Source organism: Paenibacillus oryzisoli, from assembly GCF_001653565.1.
Lineage (GTDB): Bacteria > Bacillota > Bacilli > Paenibacillales > NBRC-103111 > Paenibacillus_E > Paenibacillus_E oryzisoli.
In genome coordinates this window covers 50,646-71,188 of the sequence record NZ_LYPB01000067.1, presented here as the reverse complement: position 1 = coordinate 71,188, position 20,543 = coordinate 50,646, and the positions used below count along the sequence as shown (strand labels likewise).

General features: G+C 48.4%; 17 protein-coding genes. 6 read left to right on the top strand and 11 right to left on the bottom strand.

The genetic code is table 11. The features are described from left to right. Window positions 1-830: 830 nt before the first annotated feature. Window positions 831-2,333 carry an MDR family MFS transporter gene (locus A8708_RS14880; RefSeq protein WP_068664688.1) on the bottom strand — a complete coding sequence of 501 codons (1,503 nt, stop codon included), beginning with the start codon at window positions 2,331-2,333 and terminating at the stop codon, window positions 831-833. A 203-nt stretch (window positions 2,334-2,536) separates the two neighbouring features. Here A8708_RS14880 and A8708_RS14875 point away from each other — a divergent pair, with 203 nt between their 5' ends. After that, entirely contained in the window at window positions 2,537-3,148 is a 612-nt protein-coding gene (locus A8708_RS14875) for a TetR/AcrR family transcriptional regulator (protein ID WP_068664686.1), read from the top strand. Window positions 3,149-3,229: 81 nt separating this feature from the next. Here the strand turns inward: A8708_RS14875 and A8708_RS14870 are convergent, their stop codons facing one another. Continuing rightward, window positions 3,230-5,599 carry a YcdB/YcdC domain-containing protein gene (locus A8708_RS14870; protein WP_068664684.1) on the bottom strand — a complete coding sequence of 790 codons (2,370 nt, stop codon included), beginning with the start codon at window positions 5,597-5,599 and terminating at the stop codon, window positions 3,230-3,232. A 213-nt stretch (window positions 5,600-5,812) separates the two neighbouring features. Next, window positions 5,813-6,526 carry a 23S rRNA pseudouridine(2604) synthase RluF gene (gene rluF / locus A8708_RS14865; RefSeq protein WP_068664682.1) on the bottom strand — a complete coding sequence of 238 codons (714 nt, stop codon included), beginning with the start codon at window positions 6,524-6,526 and terminating at the stop codon, window positions 5,813-5,815. Between the two features lie 193 nt (window positions 6,527-6,719). Here rluF and A8708_RS14860 point away from each other — a divergent pair, with 193 nt between their 5' ends. From A8708_RS14860 to A8708_RS36830, 4 genes are all read left to right on the top strand, one after another. Next, window positions 6,720-7,364, top strand: a complete 645-nt coding sequence (locus tag A8708_RS14860; RefSeq protein WP_338044203.1) for an NAD(P)-dependent oxidoreductase — start codon at window positions 6,720-6,722, stop codon at window positions 7,362-7,364. 83 nt (window positions 7,365-7,447) lie between these two features. Then, entirely contained in the window at window positions 7,448-8,128 is a 681-nt protein-coding gene (locus A8708_RS14855) for a TetR/AcrR family transcriptional regulator (RefSeq protein ID WP_068664678.1), read from the top strand. Window positions 8,129-8,196: 68 nt separating this feature from the next. Continuing rightward, window positions 8,197-9,711: a DHA2 family efflux MFS transporter permease subunit gene (locus tag A8708_RS14850; protein ID WP_068664676.1), complete on the top strand. Its 1,515-nt coding sequence runs from the start codon at window positions 8,197-8,199 to the stop codon at window positions 9,709-9,711. A 65-nt stretch (window positions 9,712-9,776) separates the two neighbouring features. Then, window positions 9,777-9,908, top strand: a complete 132-nt coding sequence (locus A8708_RS36830) for a hypothetical protein (RefSeq protein ID WP_275667894.1) — start codon at window positions 9,777-9,779, stop codon at window positions 9,906-9,908. Between the two features lie 333 nt (window positions 9,909-10,241). Here the strand turns inward: A8708_RS36830 and A8708_RS14845 are convergent, their stop codons facing one another. From A8708_RS14845 to A8708_RS14835, 3 genes are all read right to left on the bottom strand, one after another. Continuing rightward, window positions 10,242-10,553: a hypothetical protein gene (locus A8708_RS14845; protein WP_068664674.1), complete on the bottom strand. Its 312-nt coding sequence runs from the start codon at window positions 10,551-10,553 to the stop codon at window positions 10,242-10,244. 102 nt (window positions 10,554-10,655) lie between these two features. Continuing rightward, window positions 10,656-12,788, bottom strand: coding sequence for an ABC transporter ATP-binding protein (locus A8708_RS14840; protein WP_420848562.1), 2,133 nt, complete (start codon window positions 12,786-12,788; stop codon window positions 10,656-10,658). Window positions 12,789-12,845: 57 nt separating this feature from the next. After that, complete coding sequence (locus A8708_RS14835; protein ID WP_068664672.1) at window positions 12,846-14,597, bottom strand: ABC transporter ATP-binding protein; 1,752 nt, start codon at window positions 14,595-14,597, stop codon at window positions 12,846-12,848. Window positions 14,598-15,149: 552 nt separating this feature from the next. Here A8708_RS14835 and A8708_RS35870 point away from each other — a divergent pair. Then, the gene (locus A8708_RS35870) at window positions 15,150-15,317 is read left to right on the top strand and encodes a hypothetical protein (RefSeq protein ID WP_167355889.1); all 168 of its coding nucleotides are present in this window, start codon (window positions 15,150-15,152) and stop codon (window positions 15,315-15,317) included. Between the two features lie 65 nt (window positions 15,318-15,382). Here the strand turns inward: A8708_RS35870 and A8708_RS14830 are convergent, their stop codons facing one another. The 5 genes from A8708_RS14830 to A8708_RS14810 form a co-directional block, all read right to left on the bottom strand. After that, window positions 15,383-17,578 (bottom strand): sensor histidine kinase, encoded by a 2,196-nt coding sequence (locus tag A8708_RS14830; protein WP_068664670.1) that lies wholly within the window; start codon window positions 17,576-17,578, stop codon window positions 15,383-15,385. Next, window positions 17,556-18,254: a response regulator transcription factor gene (locus tag A8708_RS14825; protein WP_068664668.1), complete on the bottom strand. Its 699-nt coding sequence runs from the start codon at window positions 18,252-18,254 to the stop codon at window positions 17,556-17,558. The genes A8708_RS14830 and A8708_RS14825 overlap by 23 nt, the downstream gene beginning before the upstream one ends. Window positions 18,255-18,548: 294 nt before the next feature. Beyond that, window positions 18,549-18,803: a hypothetical protein gene (locus tag A8708_RS14820; RefSeq protein ID WP_068664666.1), complete on the bottom strand. Its 255-nt coding sequence runs from the start codon at window positions 18,801-18,803 to the stop codon at window positions 18,549-18,551. A 192-nt stretch (window positions 18,804-18,995) separates the two neighbouring features. Next, window positions 18,996-19,559 (bottom strand): DUF2231 domain-containing protein, encoded by a 564-nt coding sequence (locus A8708_RS14815; RefSeq protein ID WP_068664664.1) that lies wholly within the window; start codon window positions 19,557-19,559, stop codon window positions 18,996-18,998. Between the two features lie 144 nt (window positions 19,560-19,703). Then, window positions 19,704-20,543 carry a M56 family metallopeptidase gene (locus A8708_RS14810; RefSeq protein WP_068664662.1) on the bottom strand — a complete coding sequence of 280 codons (840 nt, stop codon included), beginning with the start codon at window positions 20,541-20,543 and terminating at the stop codon, window positions 19,704-19,706.

Below are 20,543 nucleotides of genomic sequence, written 5' to 3'. Positions count from 1 at the left end.
TACGGCGTAATCTTCGGCGTTAGAGATGTTTTTCATCACTATCGCGGGGCCTCGCCACGGTGTACGGCGGGGTCTTCGGCGTTAGTGATGTTTTTCATCACTATCGCGGCAATTCGCCACGGTGTACGGCGTAATCTTCGGCGTTAGTGATGTTTTTCATCACTATCGCGGCAATTCGCCACGGTGTACGGCGGGGTCTTCGGCGTTAGTGATGTTTTTCATCACTATCGCGGGGCCTCGCCACGATGTACGGCAGGGTCTTCGGCGTTAGTGATGTTTTTCATCACTATCGCGGGGCTTCGCCACGGTGTATGGCGGATTCTTCGGCGATAGTGATGTTTTTCATCACTATCGCGGGGCTTCGCCACGGTGTACGGCGTAATCATCGCCGTTAGTGATGTTTTTCATCACTATCGCGGGGCTTCGCCACGGTGTACGGCGTAATCATCGGCGATAGTGATGTTTTTCATCACTATCGCGGGGCTTCGCCACGGTGTATGGCGGATTCTTCGGCGATAGTGATGTTTTTCATCACTATCGCGGGGCTTCGCCACGGTGTACGGCGTAATCATCGGCGTTAGTGATGTTTTTCATCACTATCGCGGGGCTTCGCCACGGTGTACGGCGTAATCATCGGCGATAGTGATGTTTTTCATCACTATCGCGGGGCCTCGCCACGGTGTACGGCGGATTCTTGGCCGTTAGTGATGTTTTTCACTATCGCGGGGCCTCGCCACGGTGTACGGCGTGGGCTTGCCGCTACAAACAAAAGCCGCCCCTCGAAGTCAATTGACCTTGAGGCGCGGCTCCTATATGTCTATGCTTACTGTTTAGTGACCTACCATCATCGGAATTTCTGCAGCATTCCCGGACTCGCCTTCAATTTTCTTAGGCTTCTGCAGCATCAAACCAAGCAGACCGCCAACAATCGCGATACCCAGCAAAATAAGGAATGTATGTCCGAATGCTGACGCATATAAGCCTACATCCGGTTGTTGTTTGCCTGACTCAACCATCAAATCCTTAAATTTCGTACTGAAAATCGTCATCAAGATCGCAATGGCGAAAGACATCATGACTTGCTGCGCCGCATTCGTCAAGGACGTTACACGACCGACCAAATTCTGCGGTGCCGATTGAATCAAGTGATTGTTCAGCGGCATCATGAATAATCCCATACCCGCTCCCAGAAGCGTAAGTGGCAGCATAACCGTACCTACACCGGAATCACCAGAAATATTGGAAAGCAACAATGCCGAAATTGTTGTAAGAGCCATCCCCGCAATAACGAGCGGACGAGCACCGAAACGGTCGGACAGCTTACCGCCAATTGGCATGAACAATCCGGAAGCCAATGCTTGAGGAAGCATGATCAATCCTGTTTTCAATGGGCTGTAACCATGTGCTTGTTGTAAGAATAAGGGTACAAGGAACATCGTACCGAACATGGCAATCTGAGAGATCCATTGTACGATAATCCCTTTCGTAAAGTTGCCTGAACGGAATACACGTAGCTCCAAGAGCGGATTCTTCTGTTTCAATTCAACAATAATGAATAGGATAAGTGCCACAATACCAACAGCAGAACCGATCAGTGTATCAGCATCTGTCCAAGTGGATTTCCCCGTAACCGGATCAATACCACCGTTGGAAACACCATACACAAGTGCCGCGAAAGCCAAGGGCCCTAACAACATACCTAGCAAATCTAGAGAAGCAACGCTTTGACGCTGCATATTTGGCAATGTACGAATACCTAAAATAATACCAATAACACCAATAGGCAAATTAATAAGAAAAATCCACTGCCAGCTGTGATACTCAACCAACCAACCTGCAACGACAGGACCAAGAGCAGGACCCAGTAAGATCGGAATCCCCATCATACCCATAACAGCCCCTACTTTACCCGGAGGAGATAGACGATAAATGAAGGCCATCGCAATCGGCACGACGACACCGCCGCCTAAGCCTTGAATGATACGGTACGTAATTAACATTTCAACCGAATTCGCTAGCGCACATAGGCCAGAGCCTATTGTGAAGAGGCCTACCGAAATAAGGAAAATCTTCTTGGCACCGAAACGATCCGATAACCAACCTGCCAATGGAATAACCGCGGCTTGTGCTAAGGCATAACCAATGACGGTCCATTGAACGAGTGATAAATTTAGCAAATTGAATTCTTCTTGCAGCTTAGGAAGCGCAACGTTGACTGCTGTTCCGTCCAAAATAACCATGAAAATACCCACGACAATTGCGATCAGCGGCCCCAAAATACTACGCATTGAAAACGGAGCTTCTGTTTCTTTCGATGTTGCTTGTGAAGACATGTAATCCCTCCATCCGATAATTTCTCTCTCTTGTCTATCGTTGACCGCTTATCATCTACACGGTACAATAGTGTCAGTTATGAACTGCTTATGCCTATTGTTGTAAACGGACAGATGTCCGTTTACAGTATGATGCTACCCAACTTTAGTTTGTTTGTCAATACGAACAGCTCACATTTCTTAATTTATGAGGTGGTTACAAGATGTCCATTCGCCACGAACGCAAGGACGCCATGGAAAATCGCCAATTAATCCTACAAACGGCCAATCAACTCTTTCATGAGCACGGCGTTCATTCCGTCAGCATGCATCAAATTGCCAAAACAGCAGGCATCGGACAAGCAACTTTATACCGCAGATATGCCCATAAAGGGGACCTGTGCTTTGATGTCCTCCAACACTATGGTAGCCAGATTATTCAGGAGATTACAGCCTATCTGGACAATCATAAACACGAATCTCCATTAGATCGACTCTCGGGTATGTTGGGCTTTTGGATTGATGCGATCGAGGCAAACGCAGAATTAATTGTTGAAATGTCTGCCAAGATGAATATCAATTGCGACAATAATGATGCCAACTTTTTCATTTCACCCATGTATCGCACCATTCGCGATCAATTATCCGAGCTTATTCGCGAGTCAATCGGTGATGATCCCGTCCATCATCCTGAGCCAGAGCTAGCCGCGCATACGATTATTTGCTCCATCTCGCCTATCGGCTACTTCCATATCAAAAACGAGAAGAAGTATACGAAAGAACATATGAAAGAGCATTATCGACGATTGTGTGTGCTGCTTTTCAAAAAAGGGTAATCGTCTCTTCTAGCATGCCCTAAATGATAACGAATAAAGACCTCTCAATAATCAATTGAGAGGTCTTTATCTAGTTGGAGACTAGTAGTAATACCGAGGCTTATCTTGCAATTCCGCTCTCGTTTGTAAGAAACGATAGAATGCGCTCGCTGCCTGCGCTTTCGTTACTTCTTCTTGCGGAGCAAAGTTACCACCGTTTAGCGTCATGATTTTCAACCCTAACACGATTGCAGCATCACCAACATTAGATACCTTCCCAGCATCTAAGAAATCTTTATTAAATACCTCATCAAACTTGGTTAGACTGTGATATCCGAGCGCCTTCACGATCAATTGCGCCATTTCTTCACGATTCATCGTCGCTTCTGGATTGAACTCTTTCCCTACATCAAGCAACCCGCGATCAACGGCATTCTCCACATAGGCAAAATACTTAGACCCATTGCCCACATCCGCGAAGGAAGCAGCACGCTCAGCTCCGTAATAGATGCCGCCGCCCCCGCCATTCATGGCGATAACAAGCATTTTGACCAACTCGCCACGCTTAATCGTTTGGTCTGGATTCACTTTGCCATCCTTCACATCCAAAGCTTGATAATCAAGCATTAGTTGAAGCTCATTTTGAGCCCAGTGCTTATCAATATCACTGACAATCACTTTATCCAAAGAGATAACCTCGCCGGATTGCGCACTGCGCCATTGACCCGACACGGCATCCAAAAGGAAGCTGTCGCGGTTCACATTTTTAGGAACAAGTGAATACACAAGCTTCGCCTTCAACTCCGCTTTCTCATTCACAGCGGCTGCTGGAGGAACTTCCCCTGATGCCACCATTAAGCGGTATTTCTCGATTGGCACAGCGCCGATGTACCCATTGCTCTCCAATACATAGCCAAGTTTCACATCGAATTGTGCCAACCATAGCGCCTTGGCTTTATCAACGGAAATGACCTCCGGCTTTTGAGCGGGATACGCGACTTCACTTAGGGATCCATAATAGTTCGAGATAGCTCCCGTTACACGGTCGATGCTGACACGCACCTCTTCATTAGCTGCAGCAACACCGTCAATGACGCGTTTGTAACTAATTTCCCATGTTCGCATTTGCTTCAGCGTGTCCTCGGAATACTCCTTCTGAACATTAAGCACAAGTTGATCCGTGTAGCCAGGAAGCTGCGCTTTGACAAATTCCGTGCTTTTCGCAATCGCATCATCTATCGAAACCTTACCTTCAATAGGCTTATCGTTATCGCCGCTATAAGGTACATAATAGTTGAAATTCGTAATAACGCCGGTTTTACTATTCACCGATGCCCATACGTTATTTCCTGCAACCATTTTCCCAGAGGCTGATGTATCTGTCGTTGTCTTGGTCCAGCTCATATTCCAGCTCGAGGATGTCTCGCCTGTTTCCTCATTCTTGGTTTCATTATAAGAAGCTTCTTGCAGCTTGTACTCGGAGGACAAGTTAAACGTTGTCGTTACTTTCTTAACTGCTTCTTCCTTCGTCAAATTCAAGGTAGCTGACGGTTTCGTACCCAGAGGCTTATCCGTCAATGGCTTATTGCCCCCACTCAAGTTAGGGAATGGTTGCCAGACCTCGCCCGTTGCAGCGTCCAATGCTAAAGTATTCATATTGTAAGAAATAATTGGCGTATGTTTTCCTTGCGCGTTATATGGGATTTGATACTGTAGGGCAAGCTCAAGCTTCTCACGGAAAAGCTGATCTGCCTTCTCTTTGGAGATCGGTGTGCTCCCCTTTTCAAAAACTACCTTATCGTCCCAATTGTACCAATAGCTCGTTACTTGACCTTCACCATTAATATTGACATTAAGTCCATTGCCCGAGTAGGGAACTCCCCCAACGGATCGATCATAGCGGATGTTATATTGATAATTGCCGTCCAGCGGAGTACGTAACGCTTTCTCTACCGAGTCATCGTACAGCAATTCCTTCTGCTTCGATGGGTTTACTTTCGTTACAAATGCAGCAGCCAGTTCCTTCGCTGCCTGAAAATCAACCTTCGGTGGGTACGACGGTTTATGTTCGGGATCATTGTCATTCAAATGATAAGACGTTAACGTGCCATCTAAACCATTGATGGCAATATTCGCTGAACCATAGAAACGATCTTTCACTTTCTTCGAATAACTGATATTCCACGTAGGGACGTTCTGTCCATTTTGACCATAGAAAGCATTTAAACTTATCGATTGGAGAACATAATCAGCAGGCAGTGTTATGTAGGTTTTCGCATACTCAAGCGCTTGTTCTTTGGTAATCTTGGCATCTTGCGCCGGAATCTCGGCTTGCCCGGGGTTGGCAGGAGATATCATACCAGCTGTAGCTGTACCATATACGTTTTGCGCAGCCCATGCTCCCATAGGGGCAACTGTAAGTAACAATGTCGAAGCGAGTACCACCGTGCTTGCTTGTTTTAACAATTTCAATGTCATCTTCCTCCTTAAGTAGGACTCCATACAACACGTGGACCCACATGCTTGAACGCGTCCAACTGCTATATACTACTTGACGATGAGCGCTGGAAAAAGGTTGCAATACAACGAGAATAAAATACCAATATTTTTCTGTCTCTCCTAGCAAAAAAGACTTGAACATCCCACACGGAATGTTCAAGCCTACGCATATCATTCATCTATCAGTTACCGATTCGTCTGTGACTTCTCCTGGCTAAGCATGTGCATCAAGTCCTTTAATTCACCTTGCGTCAAATCCCGCCATTTCCCTACCTTCAAAGCGCCCAAATGAATATGCATAATGCGAACTCGCTGCAGCCGCACTACACGATAGCCGAATGCTTCGCACATTCTACGAATTTGCCGGTTCAGCCCCTGCGTGAGAATGATACGAAATACACGTTCGTTGACTTGAACAATTTCGCAAGGCTTCGTCATCGTGCCTAGAATACGTACCCCACTAGCCATTCCCTTTAGAAACATCCCTGTAATCGGACGATTCACCGTTACGATATATTCTTTGTCGTGATTGTTCTCCGCACGAAGGATCTGATTCACGATATCCCCGTTATTCGTCAGTAGAATAAGCCCCTCTGAGTCTTTGTCCAATCTGCCGATGGGAAAAATCCGCTCGCTATGCCCCACGAAATCCACGATATTCTCACGAATATGTGCTTCCGTTGTTGAGGTAATACCCACAGGCTTATTCAGCGCAATATATACGTGTTCTTTCTTCTCTCCAATCGCCCGCCCATCGACCTTCACTTCATCGCCAGGACCTACTACGCTGCCGAGTCCCGCAATTTCGCCATTAATCGTTACACGCTTAGCTTCGACCCATTTGTCTGCTTCACGTCTGGAGCACACGCCGGTTTCGCTAATAAACTTATTAATTCTCATGCTCCTTGAAATTCCCTTCTATTCCGTCTTCATTTGAATTCAATACCTTCTATTATGCGGGATTCGAAGCAACGGTTCAAGTCGCCACGCCAAGCAGTCCAATGGGGGCACAGATGCGGAGCGTCTCTCACACCTGAAATGGCCAACGGAGTTTTCTATTTCTTCCACGTTGTTTGGTATACTATAGTAATAGATGACATATCGAAGGAGTAGTATGATGCACTTTCTATTATTAGGAGCAACTGGCCGCGTAGGTCAGCGTGTTCTAACGCAAGCCCTGCAGGATCATCATGAGGTAACCGCCATCGTACGGAGTATGGATAAAATATCACTGCGTTCCGACAGGCTCACCTTGGTGCAAGGTAACGCCTGTTCCGCAGGAGATCTTGCTGGCGCCATGACCGGCGTAGACGTGGTCATAAGCTGCCTTGGCACCGATGGCGGCACGGTGCTGACCGAGGCCACGCCCCTGCTCATCGGGGCGATGAAGGCTGCCGGCGTGAGCCGCGTGGTCACCGTCGGCACGGCCGGCATCTTGCAGAGCCGGGAGCATCCGGGTCTGCTGCGCTTCCAAGCGCCGGACACGCGGCGCTCCTCGACCCGCGCGGCGGAGGAGCACCGCCAGGCGTGGGCGCTCCTCGCCGCGTCGGGCCTACGTTGGACGGTCGTGTGTCCAACGTATTTGCCGGGCGGCGAGGCGCAGGGTCAGTTCCGCGCGGAGCGCGACTTCTTGCCTGATGGCGGCACGTCCATCACGGTCGGCGACACCGCTGCGTTCACTTACCACGTCGCGGTAGAGGACGCGTATGTCGGCTGCCGCGTTGGGCTGGCGTATTAGCGCTTGCCGCGGCTCCATTTTACTTCAATAAAATCCCCTATTGATAAAATCTAACTAGTTAGTTATAATTGATTTCGTTGGAGGTGACTGATATATCAACCCAAGAACCTAAACCAAAAAGAACCTACGATGCCGCACGGACCAAAGAAATTATCTTAGACGCCGCAGAAGAGATATTTGCAGAGCAGGGATTTTCCGCTGCGCGTATCGATGCCATAGCGAAGGCCGCAGGCTATAATAAAAGTTTGATTTATCAATATTTCCAGGATAAGTTAGGGCTGTACACCGAAGTTATTATTCGCGCCGATCAATTAGGCGACAAGATGATGTTAGATATCAGTGGTGAATTATTGCAAGACGATTCATTAACTTCGGATCCTGCTAAATTCAAGCAATTTTTAGAGAAGCTGATTCATGGGTCCTTACAATTTATATTAGAACATCCGCGGTATCTGAAAATCCTTTCTTGGGAAATGGCTGAGGAATGGAAAACCTGGAATCAGATCACGTATTTACCCGATGATGTTACTAGGTTCTACGAACTGGCTAAGAAGGCACAAATAAATGGATTACTTCGCGCGGATTTAGATGCTAAAGTATTTCCTACTATTCTGCTGACTAATGTCTATTCGTCCATCCAGTCCTATTCGCGATTCAAGCCGTTTTTGAATGAGTCGCATTCAACAGCTTCTATTGCGCATTATAAAGATCAAGTCGCCCGATTTATTATTCATGGCGTCATGGAGCCGTCTTTGTCCAACTAAAGGGCGGCCTTCTTTATAGCTCAAATATAAATAACTAGTTAGTTTTAAAAAGGAGAGGTGGAATTACAATGAACGCGATTCAAAGCAGTTCAAAAAGATGGTGGGTCCTTGCTGTCTTAGCCTTTAGCTTGTTAACCGTTGGCCTGGATATGACCGTTCTCAATCTAGCTCTACCTACATTAGCAACCGATTTACATGCTACAACTAGTCAATTGCAATGGTTTGCCAATGCCTATAATCTCGTACTTGCGGCAGCCTTGCTGCCAGCTGGGATGCTGGGAGATCGATTTGGGCGAAAGAAAATGCTGTTACTTGCCCTCCTCTTGTTCGGTGTTGCCTCCGTCGGTTGCGCCTATGCACATTCGACCGAAGCGCTGATCGCTTGGCGTGCTGTTCTAGGCCTAGGCGCAGCCTTATTAATGCCTCTTTCGATGTCCCTGCTGCCGGTCATATTCTCGGAGGAAGAAAGACCGAAAGCGATGCGAATTTGGGTAACCGCAAGTGCGTTGGGTATGCCTCTAGGCCCCATACTTGGGGGATGGATGCTAAAAACATTCTGGTGGGGCTCTATCTTTTTGATCAATGTGCCTATTATTATTATCTCGCTTATAGCCGTTGCGTGGCTAATATCAGAGTCCCGTAGTTCGGAGAAACATCGGATAGACGGTTTCGGGATACTGACATCCAGTTTAGGACTAGTAACCGTTACGTATGGCGTTACGAAGACAGGTGACACAGGTTGGGCAGATGGCGGTACGTTGGCTACGATTCTTGCTGGGCTCATGCTGCTAGGCGTATTCGTATGGTGGCAGCGAAGGAGTCGTTCACCACTTGTCGATCTAGGATTGTTCCGCGAAGCTAGATTTACCTGGGGAGCCACACTCGCAACCTTAGTTAACTTTGCATTCTTCGGTTTTCTTTTCGGATTACCCCTATTCTTCCAAGCTGTGAATGGCCTAGATGCTCAAGCTACTGGGTTGCGTATTCTCCCGCTGATTGGTGGTTTATTGATAGGCTCGCAGGTTTCCGGCAAATTAGTCAAGAAATTAGGCGACAAAGCGATTGTCGCGATCGGGTTTATGTTCATGGCTCTCGGACTCTTCCTTGGTGGGTTCACAGACGTCACTACCGGCTATGGATTTGCGGCCATATGGATTGTAAGTCTAGGCATTGGCTTCGGATTCGCACTTCCAGCCGCGATGGACGCGGCGCTTGGCGTCCTTTCTGCCGAGCGGAGCGGTGTTGGTTCTGCCTTAATTATGACTCTACGTCAAGTAGGCGGGACAATCGGTGTAGCCTTTCTCGGTTCATTATTGAATTCTGAGTACCATAAACGTTTGAATGTGAGCGGTTTGACAGAGCAAGCCGCAGCCGCGGTTCAAGATAACGTTTCTTCGGGGGTAGCCGTAGCTCACCAAATGAACTCCACATCGCTACTAGCTTCTGTTCAACATGCTTTCGTTGGCGGTTTGGATATCATGCTATGGGTATGCTGCGGTATCGCTGTGCTTGGAGTCATCCTTTCTCTTATTTTTCTGCCGAAACGAAGACTCGTTGGCGTAACGACTACATTGGAACAATGAGAAATGGCTATTGAAGTCTATGGAAGATGTGCGGTCGACGGGTATACGAAGGCGGTTCATGGTTCATGGTTCATGGTTCATGGTTCTCGGTTCGTGGTTCTTGGTTCGTGGCTCGTGGCTCGTGGCTCGTGGCTCTCGCTAGTCGTACGGCGATGGTGGATTTAGGTGGGGCAGTGCTTTTAGTTATTTCAGTTTAATGGAAAATATACAGTTAATTCTACGAAATTCCTCCTAATTCTCGATTTAACTGTAAAATATGTAGGTAAAACTGCCTCTACCTCTGAGATCAGGCAATATCGGCAGATTTAACTGCAGGTTTTCCATCTATTCTGTCTTTGGTCAACAAAACCCCAAATATAACTGTAGAAATTCCATCTATTCACTTGGAACACCTGCGATCCCCCCCCAAATTCCACTAGGACCTGCCGCAGCCGGAATAAAACGGCACTAGCGAGTAGGCGTTCAGTAGTCAGGTCATACAAAAAAAACGGATGCGCGCCACTTCGGCGCCATCCGTTTTTTCGCTGCAACTAGTAGTTGTTTCTTCTCTTGGACAACTCTCTCATATTCAATCCTGACACGACAATTCCGCCAAAACGGAATACGTAACCAAGCAAAGGAATGAGACTTAAGAAGGCCAATGCGATGTTGATGATGGTTTTTAGCGTTGTTCCATTGCCCGTAAGAATCGCAAACACCAAGTTCACGACCACCAACGGAATGACCCAAGCGCAAGACCATGCATACACAAAGGGGATTAACCCCAGTAAATACCCTACTGCAATAGCTACTTCGGATAATAGCTGCAACAGGTTAAGCAAACGAATCGTATCTGAACGCATCATTTCTCCTCCACTTCCCACAAGCATCAATTTGTTCCATTGTAGCATATTGGAAAGAGAGCGTCGTTAGCCTTTTGTCGAGATTTATCTACGACTCGCGACCTAGATCTTATGCCCAGCCGATTCACCAACAACCGGCTCAATGCTCGGATCGCCGCTCTCCGCAGCGGCGGCAATCTCCGGATGTCCAGCCTGCAGCTGGTACATCTGATAGTACCGCCCGAGGAGCCCCATGAGCTCCTCGTGACTGCCACGCTCGACGATCTCGCCGTGGTCGAGCACAAGAATCAAGTCGGCGCTGCGAATCGTCGACAATCTATGGGCAATGATGAAGGTGGTCCGCCCCTTCGCAAGCACATCGAGCGCGGCCTGAATGACGGCCTCGGTCTCGGTGTCGATGGAGGCCGTCGCCTCATCGAGGATCAAGATCGCCGGGTCGAACGCCAGCGCCCGGGCGAAAGAGATCAGCTGCCGCTGCCCAGCCGACAGCGTGCTGCCCTTCTCGATGACAGGCTCATCGAGACCGCGCGGCAGCGCGCCAAGCATATCCGCTGCGCCAACTTCGCGCAGCGCCGCCTCCACCCGTTCCCGGGTGATGGACGGATCGTCCAAGGAGACATTGGACGCAATCGTCCCCGTGAACAGGAACGGATCCTGCAGCACGATGCCCATGTGCTGCCGAAGCTGCTGCTTCGAGAGCTCGCGGATATCGCGGCCATCCACCGTGATGCGGCCTTCGTTAACATCATAGAAGCGGAACAGGAGGTTGAGGATTGAGCTTTTGCCTGAACCGGTGTGCCCCACTAGGGCGACGGTCTGCCCTTGTTTGGCCTCGAAGGTGATGTCCTTCAACACATCCTCTCCTTCTTTATAAGCGAAGCGAACGTGCTCGAAGCTCACGTGGCCTTTGTAGCGGTCTGCTTTTTCAGCTACAACGTCAATGCCCTGTTCATCCAACAGTTCGAATACACGATCAGCGGACACAAGTGCGCGTTCCAAGTTCGGCAGTTGATTCACGATACCTACCATCGGATGGAACATCCGGTTGAGGTAGTCCACGAAGGCGTACAACACGCCAACCGTAATCACTGCATTGAGGGAGCTGCCGCCGACATACCAGATCAATCCGAAGAAGAACAAGTTCCGCACCACGTTCATTAAGTTATGAGAGGTTAAGGAGTTCAAGCTGAGCAGCTTGTTTTGATAGTGCGTGTACTCTTCATTCAACACCTCAAATTCCTCAGTCGTTTCCTTTTGCCGGCGAAAAGCCCGAATGATCGTCATCCCTTGAATCGCCTCGTTGATCATCCCATTGATGCTACTTATCCGTTCACGAATTTCATGATTAATCGTCGACGCATACTTCCGGTACACAATAATCCAAGCAATTAGCAGTGGAATAACCGGCAGCGAGAAGAGAGCCAGACGAACATCGAGAATGAAGATGGCCGCAATAATCCCCAGAATGTAGATGGTACCTGTAAAAAAGTTCGCCAACACCTGCACGTACAGATCTCGGACCGACTCCGTGTCGTTCGTGATGCGTGAAACGATTTTACCTGCAGGCTGATTATCAAAATAGTTGATCGGCATTCGCTGGATCTGGGCGAACACATCCCGGCGCATCCGCTGAATAATCCGATTCGCTGCCGCTTGCAACAAATATCGCTGCCCGTAGGTAAAGCCTGCCCCCACGAAAATCAAGATCACATAGAACCCCGCCAACTTCATTAACTCGGCAAATTGCGGTTGGTAAAAGTTGTACAGCTCTTGCACACTCAGCTTCCGAACGGCATACTCCGCCTGCTCCGTGCCTTGTGTAACCAGCAGCTTACTATCATCCGTCAGCTTGCGGACGCCATCCCACGGGAGAGCTTGATCCAGCCATACGAACTTACTGCCGACTTGAAGGATCCGAACCTCTCTCCCCTTCGGCTCGCCTTCTGCGAAGTTGTCCCCCCGCTTATAAAAGGCCTGCTCAAATGCAACAGCTTTCTCGCTCTTCGTCGCCGACTGTGTGTCGAACCACGGCTTCTCGATGCCAAGGATGTGGGTATCGATCATGTGTTTCGCAATGAAAGGTCCCGCGAGTTCAGTCGCGACAGCCAAGGATAAGAATACTAACGCGATAAGCAATGTTTGCTTGAATTGGGCTGCATATTGGAACAACCGTATCCCGGTTTGTTTAGTTGATATTGTTTGATTGGTTGGTTTCGTTGATTTCATATGTGTCATCAGGAGTCTCACCTACTTTTCTTTCGTTTCGTATGACTGGGCCGTAAGCCGCCCCATTTATTCAAGCCCCACCGTCTGCTCTTCGAGCTGTTGACGGTCGTACTGCTCTTTATACCAGCCACCAAGCGCTAGAAGCTGCTCATGCGTGCCTTCTTCAATGATATAACCCTCATCAAGCACGACGATCCAATCGGCATGCTGCACGGCGGAGAGTCTGTGCGTGGTGATGAGGGTCGTTTTACCTGCACGTTCAGTGCGGATACCGCTGATGATCTCAGCCTCCGTCTTCGCATCGACCGCAGAGAGCGCGTCGTCGAGCAGAAGAATCTCAGGATCGACGTACAACGCTCGCGCAATGGAGACGCGCTGTTTCTGACCGCCGGATAAGGCGACGCCTTTTTCCCCGACGAGCGTCTGCAGACCTTCCGGCAAGAACTCGACGTCTTTGCGGAATGCAGCTAGATCAAGCGCGCGATACAATTCCGCTTCGGTACCTTGCCCCTTGCCGAACATGATGTTTTCGCGGACGCTTTTGGAGAATAGAATCGGCTCCTGTGGCACATATCCGATCCACCCATGCAGCGTGTCTATCGCGATCTGCTCGATCGGTGTATCCGTAATCGTGATCGCCCCTTCACCGACAGGATACTCGCGAAGCAATTGCTTCAGCAGGGTTGTTTTGCCGCTGCCTGTTCGGCCGACGATTCCTAGCGTCTGTCCGCGCTCTAAGCGGATCGTCATGCCAACTAAGTTATCAATGGATGAGGACGGGTAACGGAAGGTTACATTTTCAAAATGGATAGAATCTGGCTTCAACTGCGTTGCTGCGTTCGGTACTTCTTTGACATCCGGCTTGTAGCCGAGGGTCTCGTTAACACGATCTAACGATGCATTCCCGCGTTGCATGATGTTCATGAGCTCACCGATCGCAAACATCGGCCAGATCAGCATTCCTAAAAAGGTATTGAAAGACACTAGTTCACCAAGTGTCAACTCACTGTGGAACACCAGGTAACCGCCGTAACAAAGTCCGATCAGGTAGGAAATACCGACCAAAATTTTGACCGTTGGTTCAAAAAGAGCGTCAATAACGGCTACTGCGATATTTTTACGATAAACGTCGTCCGTCATCGTCTCAAAATTGCGCTCGCTTGCCTTCTCCTGCACGAATGCCCGGATCACTCGCACGCCTGCGATGGTTTCCAGAACCCGGTCATTCATCTGACCGAAAGCATCCTGTGCGAGAATGAATCTTTCGTGAATGCGGCCCCCGAAAATCGTAATCGCAACGGCCATAATGGGCAGTGGCAGAATCGAGGCCAGCGTCAGCTTCCAGCTAATGAAGAAGCCCATCATGCTCAGAATCGTTAACATAAACAGCGTCGAATCAACGAAGGTTAGAATCCCAAATCCTGCGGTTGTCGAGACCGATTGCAAATCGTTCGTCGCTCTAGCCATCAGATCGCCCGTACGGTTGCGCTCATAGAAGGTAGGTGTCATCCGCAGCAATTGGCGCATGAATCGGGAGCGCAGCACACGTTCAAGGACGAAGGCGCCGCCGAACAACTGGTACAGCCAAATGTACGACAGCCCATAGCTCACAATGATGAGCGCGCCCCAAAAGGCAAGTAATTGCCCCAATTTGGCCCCCGTTAAGGTGCCCATGTGTATGCCATCAATCGCGTAACCAATCAGCTTCGGCGGTAGAACATCAATGATGCCGACGATGATCAGCAGCCCAATCGCGAGGCTGTAGCGTTTCCAATTCATTTTGAAAAACCAAGCTAGTTTCTTTAATACAGTAAACATACGATCTTGTCACTCCTCTCAAATGGCGCATAGACACTTACAGACGCAAAAAGACATACCGCGCGCAGCGATATGCCTTCTATAGAAACAGAAAAGCGCTCGTTACGAACTTCGTAACCCGCGCTTCACAACTTAACGTATGGGAAGGGGTGCTAGCTCCCGAACATGCGCATACAATCGCAGTCTCACGGGCCAAGCAGCAGGTTACCATCTATGAAATTAGGTTGGACGTGCGTCCGTTTATGATGTGCGCTGCATGCATTAACCATGTTATCCATAGTGGAACCCCCCTGTTTCGTTTGATGAGCCCGGCACATTAGGTGCCTGTTACTTTTACCAAAAGCTGTCTATTCGTTTTCTTACAGGGTGATCTTACCATCCCTCTTCTGAACGTGTCAATCGGAGAAAAGGATTAAAATGCAACTCTCCCAGCCCGACATTTCCGATGTCTATACTCGTGATGAGAGGGCTTTCAAATGTCACACATGTTTCAAATTCACCCGGCATATGGATAGATTAGGAGTTCATCGCGCCTCAAAGGAGTGAATGCGGATGGTCGATCAAGTGTTTGCATTAATGGGATGGATTGTGGGATTCGGAACGATTATAGGCATTGTCATTGCGGCTACAGCGAGGTTTGTCTCGCGGGACTCGACCGCGTATGACATGGTTTTCTTGTGGGACAACCGGTATACCTTGGAGGAGTTGGAGTTGAAATAAAACAGAGAGGGCTTCCCTTAAGCCATGTGGCGGGGGCCCTCTCTTTCGTGCGATGGGGGTGGCGCCTACTCCAGCGGCACAGCTAGTGCATCCCGTTTCTCAAACTCGGCAATCACCTTGAATTGGTCACCGTCAATTTCGATCGAGAGCGTGCCGCCTTGCAGCTCAACGATGCTCTTGGCAATCGCGAGGCCGAGGCCGGAGCCTTCCGTTCCGCGAGACTGATCGCCGCGTTTGAAGCGTTCGAACAACTCTTCTACGCCGAAATTAAGCTCATGCGTTGAAATATTCTGAATGATGAAGATGACTTGCTCTCTATTCTCCGTCAATGTGACGTAAACACGCGTCCCCGGCAAGGCGTATTTCAAGGCGTTGCCGATGAGGTTCTCGAAGACGCGCCATGTTTTTTTGCCATCGAGAAGGGCATACATATGCGGGCTTTGTACGTTCACTCGGAATGACAGCGAGGACGCCTCGATTTTGTCGCTGAACTCCGCCAATGCCTGCGTCAGCAGAGCGGAGACGTCGACTTTTTCCCAAATGAGCTCGGTTGATCCGCTTGCCATCTTCGATGCCTCGAAGAGATCTTCAATCAACACTTTGAGCCGCTGCGTTTTCCGATCAAGCACCTCGAGATAGTGAGTGGATTGGTCAGCGGATACCCCTTCCTTTTTGAGCAAATCCACATAATTGATAATCGAGGTTAACGGCGTTTTCAAATCATGGGAAACATTCGTGATCAGCTCTGTTTTGAGACGATCACTTACACGTTGTTTCTCCAGCGAAAGTTGCAGACCGTACTTCATATTGTTAATGTTCATTGCCATGCGGGAAAGCTGGCCTCTCCCTTTGGCTGGGAGGGTTACATCGAAGTTGCCTTGCGACATTTGTTCCACACCTGTGATAATGGTACGAAGTTGCTTGATTTTGCGCATCATATAAGGCAGCACCACGAGTAGGAACATAATGTACCAGACGAACGTGAAGACGATAATAACCTCTTCTCCACCTGAAGCCACGATACAGACCGGCAGGAAGCCCATGATCGCAATGATTGCCATGAAGACGATCAGCTTGAAGATCAAGCCTCGTTGCTCCAGCGTATCTTTCAGGGTATGCCAGAAGGATGCGGTCAAGCTATTTCTCCATGCCATGGCGAGATTATCCGGGTATTTCAACAATGCGACTGCACCACGACAACCGCTGTACACAATAATAAGTAAAACGGATGCGATAAGAACGATAATAATTTGATATAAGCTTACATAGCTCGGGGACCAATAGTAAAGCTCCGCATTGAAGAGGATACCTAGCAGAGCAGCCCCCGCAATAAAAGTTGTCCAAGCCCGCACATCAATCGGCAAGCGTTCCCTTACTACTCTTTCGATGTCACTTAGCGATAGGGTATCTTCCCGATAGTGTCTTGCCAAATAGCTTAGCCCGATGGTAAGAACCAAGAGTGCTGCTAACCAGAAAACCGTTGATGTTGCTTGCTTCTTTTGAGACTCGTAAGAAAGATAATCCGACTGAATAATGCCAGAACCTTGTGATGGGTTTAAAATGTAGTACGTTGCTTTGACCTGGTCAACATTCATTTGGTACGTAAATCTATTCGGTTCATCGATTTTGGGTAACGTCAACGTATACATAATCGCTTGTTGGTCTATCTTTTTTTGCAGCGCTTCCGTTGAGATGTTGCTATAGGTTTCGCCGGTTTTCAGGTTTTTCACGACATAGTAAAGCGATTTGAAACGGTTATCCAAATTTGACTTGGCTGTCATGAATTGCTTTTGTTTAGCCGAAATTGCCGTCTTCAGACTTTGTTGAAAAGTCGTCTCTTTCTCCTTATTCAACTCCGCAATTTTCGCATCCCTCTCAGCTTCGAGTCGATCTACCTCTGTATTGTCACTACGGTCGCGAGCCGTATTGATGCGTGAGCCATACTTCTCCTGCAAATTGTTGAGGCGATCCTGTATCGTTCGCTCCGCGTCACGCTTCACATTATAATAATCATTATTGCCTAGCTGCTCTTCTGGTGTTTTCTCGTTAAAATGAGGTGCCTCCAGATGATACAACTGAATGTTCTCATAGACCGAATTGATTTCCCTGTCAAATGCTCCGCTTTTAAAATAGGCATCCTCACCGAAGTAGATGCTGTTCTTATAGACATTCGTTGCCGCAAATAACGTCAATGTCCACATGATCACAACACCGAACAGCAGCGCCAGTGAGAGTGATTTACTTCTCCATTTTATAGCCAACACCCCACACCACCTTCAAATATTTAGGTTCTTTCGGATTAATTTCGATTTTCTCGCGAATTCTGCGCACATGCACAGCTACGGTATTCTCGGCATTAAAGGCTGGATCTTTCCACACTTTCTCATAAATATCATCGATTGAAAAAACGCGTCCCTTATTCACCATCAACAGCTCCAAAATTTTGAACTCTGTTGGCGTCATTCGCACTTCCTCACCATCGACTGTGACTTCCTTCATAACGGGATTGAGCACGAGGCCACGGACGCTTAATTCCTCGGTCTTCTCCAGCGAATTAATAGGGCCTAGCGTTGTGTAGCGTCTTAACTGCGACTTCACTCTAGCGATTAGCTCCAAGGGATTAAACGGTTTCGTTAAATAGTCGTCAGCACCCACATTCAAGCCCATAATTTTGTCCATATCCTCTGTTTTGGCGGATAGCATCAGAATCGGGACATTGAAGATCTCTCTTATCTTGAATGTCGCCTGAATCCCGTCCATCTTCGGCATCATAATATCGAGTATGACAAGATGGATCTCCTTCTCCGCCAGTACATGCAGGGCTTCTAAGCCGTTGTTCGCTCTGCTGACTTCCATCCCTTCGCCCCTCAAATAAATCTCAATCGCTTCCTGAATGTCGATATCGTCATCGACGACCAGCACTTGGTATTTCGTCACGTCCACGCACCCTTTTTCTTCATTTCACTTCGACCCACCGTAGTAGCCTAATCATAAAAGATACTATTTACAAAATAGTTATCATAATTCTTACGAAATTATGAAGACAAGACTAACAAGCTGTTTCTCTCTAGTGTAGCACGGAAGTATGCACTTCATCATGAGTTCTGTTTACAGCAGATAGCGATGAAAACGCAAAAAAGCCGCATCCACTGTAGTTGTGAGCTACGGGATACAGCCTTTCTTCAAACACCTAGCAGGTTAATCTCGCATAGGCCTTCGGGGTTACAGTGTTTATTCCAAACTCGTCAGCCGAGCCTTATCCTCTTCTAAGGATTCAATAGCCTGCTGTACCGCGGGGCTATCCGATTGATCAAAGGCCTGATCCACCGAGTTTTTCGCCTTTGAAATGGCATTTTGCGCCTCTTCCGTCGTCTGAGCTGTCGGATGGGATAGGGCATGATTTACGGCTTGGTGAACGTTATCGACGGAGTTTTGCGCGGATGAGATCGGATTTTGCGATTGTAAGCTTGAATCTACTTTGGTCATATTTGGTCATTGCCTCCTTAAAAGGATATGTAGTACCTCTGCTAGGATGAGGTAAATGACGCAATTTTATTCGCCAGATTACCGCTATCACATGCTAATACCCTAGAAAAAAGTACACGAAACACGCCTTGGCCCACCATTAACAGGTGGAATATCCAGCAGCTGCTCACCGCGGACATCCCCTTTATATGATTATTTCGTTGGTGCGGATGACGATTGAGCACCCTGACCGCCTGGTTGTTGTTGGCCCGGTTGCTGTTGGCCTTGACCACCTTGACGCTGCCCTTGGCCTTGCTGTCCCTGACCTGGCCCACCGCCGCCAGGCCCACCCTGCATCATGCCCGGACCTCCTTGCATGTCGCGATGTACCATTTTGCCACCTAGATGGCCTGTGTAGCTAACGAGCAGCACGGCGACAAGAGAAGCAACGAGGAGGATTGGGTTGCGGCCTAGCTCGAGCTTTTTCCAGACAAGCAAGCCAACGCGCACTACGGCTAGTATAATCGCAACGATCATCGTTAGCCTTGCATAGAATTCATGTGAGCTGAGTGTCGCATTCTTCATCATCATCTCAGGCCCTGTCAACACGCTGGCAATCGCACCGAGCGCACCAACAACAAGACACAGCATGCCTGCTGAGTGCCATTCCTTCTTTTTAAAAATAAGGGCCACAACATCAAAAACGAAGCTGAAAATTAAAAGTGCAATTGGAACGTGCGTAAATATAAAATGTAAATTTTTGATGATGTAGTCCATGCTACTCGCTCCTTTATATATCGTAAAATAGCTTACACTACAAAGCGTAGTGTAAAAGGTTGGAATTGTCAATTTCTTTTCTGACAAGCCCCTCTTTTTAGCAAATTCGTATGCTGTAGATGTAAAAAAAGAAGGGCTTATTGATTAGATAAGCCCCATAACTAGGATAAAGATAAGTGCAGAAACCGCTATGCGAATTAGCGGCCAACGCAGAGCAACTTCCCTCTCAGGGTCCAAAATATGCTGAATGCGCACATTCATTGAAGTCTCCGCAAAGGAAGCGTGTGAGAGCGGGAACCGCGGTTTCGCGGTTTGTTTAAGCAACTTCAGCAGCGCACTGCCTAAGTCTGTCGCTTGCTCCATACGCTCAATGGCGTACTTGTCCGCACGGAGCTCGATCATCATGGGATATTTGTGCGCAATCCAAGCAAAAATAGGGATATACCCCATCGACTTCGAGATCAGCGCTAGCAGGAAGATAGCTGCAGGATCCCGGTGCCGTACATGGCATTTCTCATGCTCAATCACCGCACGCAGCTCACCCAGCTCCAGCATGTCCATCAATCCCGTAGAGACAAGAATACGCGGCTTCCATATCCCGATGGTCATGGCAAGTGGAGCTTTGTAGCGGACAATTTGGAGCTGTTGTGGGAGTAATGCAAAGCTCTCCGCATATGTGGCGGATAGTGCCACGTCATGGTATCTTTTCACGAGCTTATTCGCCTTAACCACATCATAACTGTGCTTGACGGTAAACCAAACCATGGTCCCCATCGTATAGAGAATCAATAGATTAACTAAAGTCATTGGCACGTGCCCGGGCAGATGCAGATAGTGAAGAAGAACCATACACAAATCGAATAGATTGCGAGAGGGTCGTATGTGGAGCATATGCCCAAGGAGGAAGGCTACCATTTGCCATAGAATCGTGCCTCCTATTACCAGCGCAGCCGCGTACAGCCATTTGAATCGCGATTCCTTCAT

Coding starts and splice junctions, on each gene's coding strand:
- A8708_RS14880 (WP_068664688.1), bottom strand. CDS start 2,333: ATGTCTTCACAAGCAACATCGAAAGAAACAGAAGCTCCGTTTTCAATG.
- A8708_RS14875 (WP_068664686.1), top strand. CDS start 2,537: ATGTCCATTCGCCACGAACGCAAGGACGCCATGGAAAATCGCCAATTA.
- rluF (WP_068664682.1), bottom strand. CDS start 6,526: ATGAGAATTAATAAGTTTATTAGCGAAACCGGCGTGTGCTCCAGACGT.
- A8708_RS14860 (WP_338044203.1), top strand. CDS start 6,720: ATGACATATCGAAGGAGTAGTATGATGCACTTTCTATTATTAGGAGCA.
- A8708_RS14850 (WP_068664676.1), top strand. CDS start 8,197: ATGAACGCGATTCAAAGCAGTTCAAAAAGATGGTGGGTCCTTGCTGTC.
- A8708_RS36830 (WP_275667894.1), top strand. CDS start 9,777: ATGGTTCATGGTTCATGGTTCTCGGTTCGTGGTTCTTGGTTCGTGGCT.
- A8708_RS14845 (WP_068664674.1), bottom strand. CDS start 10,553: ATGCGTTCAGATACGATTCGTTTGCTTAACCTGTTGCAGCTATTATCC.
- A8708_RS14840 (WP_420848562.1), bottom strand. CDS start 12,788: ATGACACATATGAAATCAACGAAACCAACCAATCAAACAATATCAACT.
- A8708_RS14835 (WP_068664672.1), bottom strand. CDS start 14,597: ATGTTTACTGTATTAAAGAAACTAGCTTGGTTTTTCAAAATGAATTGG.
- A8708_RS35870 (WP_167355889.1), top strand. CDS start 15,150: ATGGTCGATCAAGTGTTTGCATTAATGGGATGGATTGTGGGATTCGGA.
- A8708_RS14820 (WP_068664666.1), bottom strand. CDS start 18,803: ATGACCAAAGTAGATTCAAGCTTACAATCGCAAAATCCGATCTCATCC.
- A8708_RS14815 (WP_068664664.1), bottom strand. CDS start 19,559: ATGGACTACATCATCAAAAATTTACATTTTATATTTACGCACGTTCCA.
- A8708_RS14810 (WP_068664662.1), bottom strand. CDS start 20,543: ATGAAGGAATCGCGATTCAAATGGCTGTACGCGGCTGCGCTGGTAATA.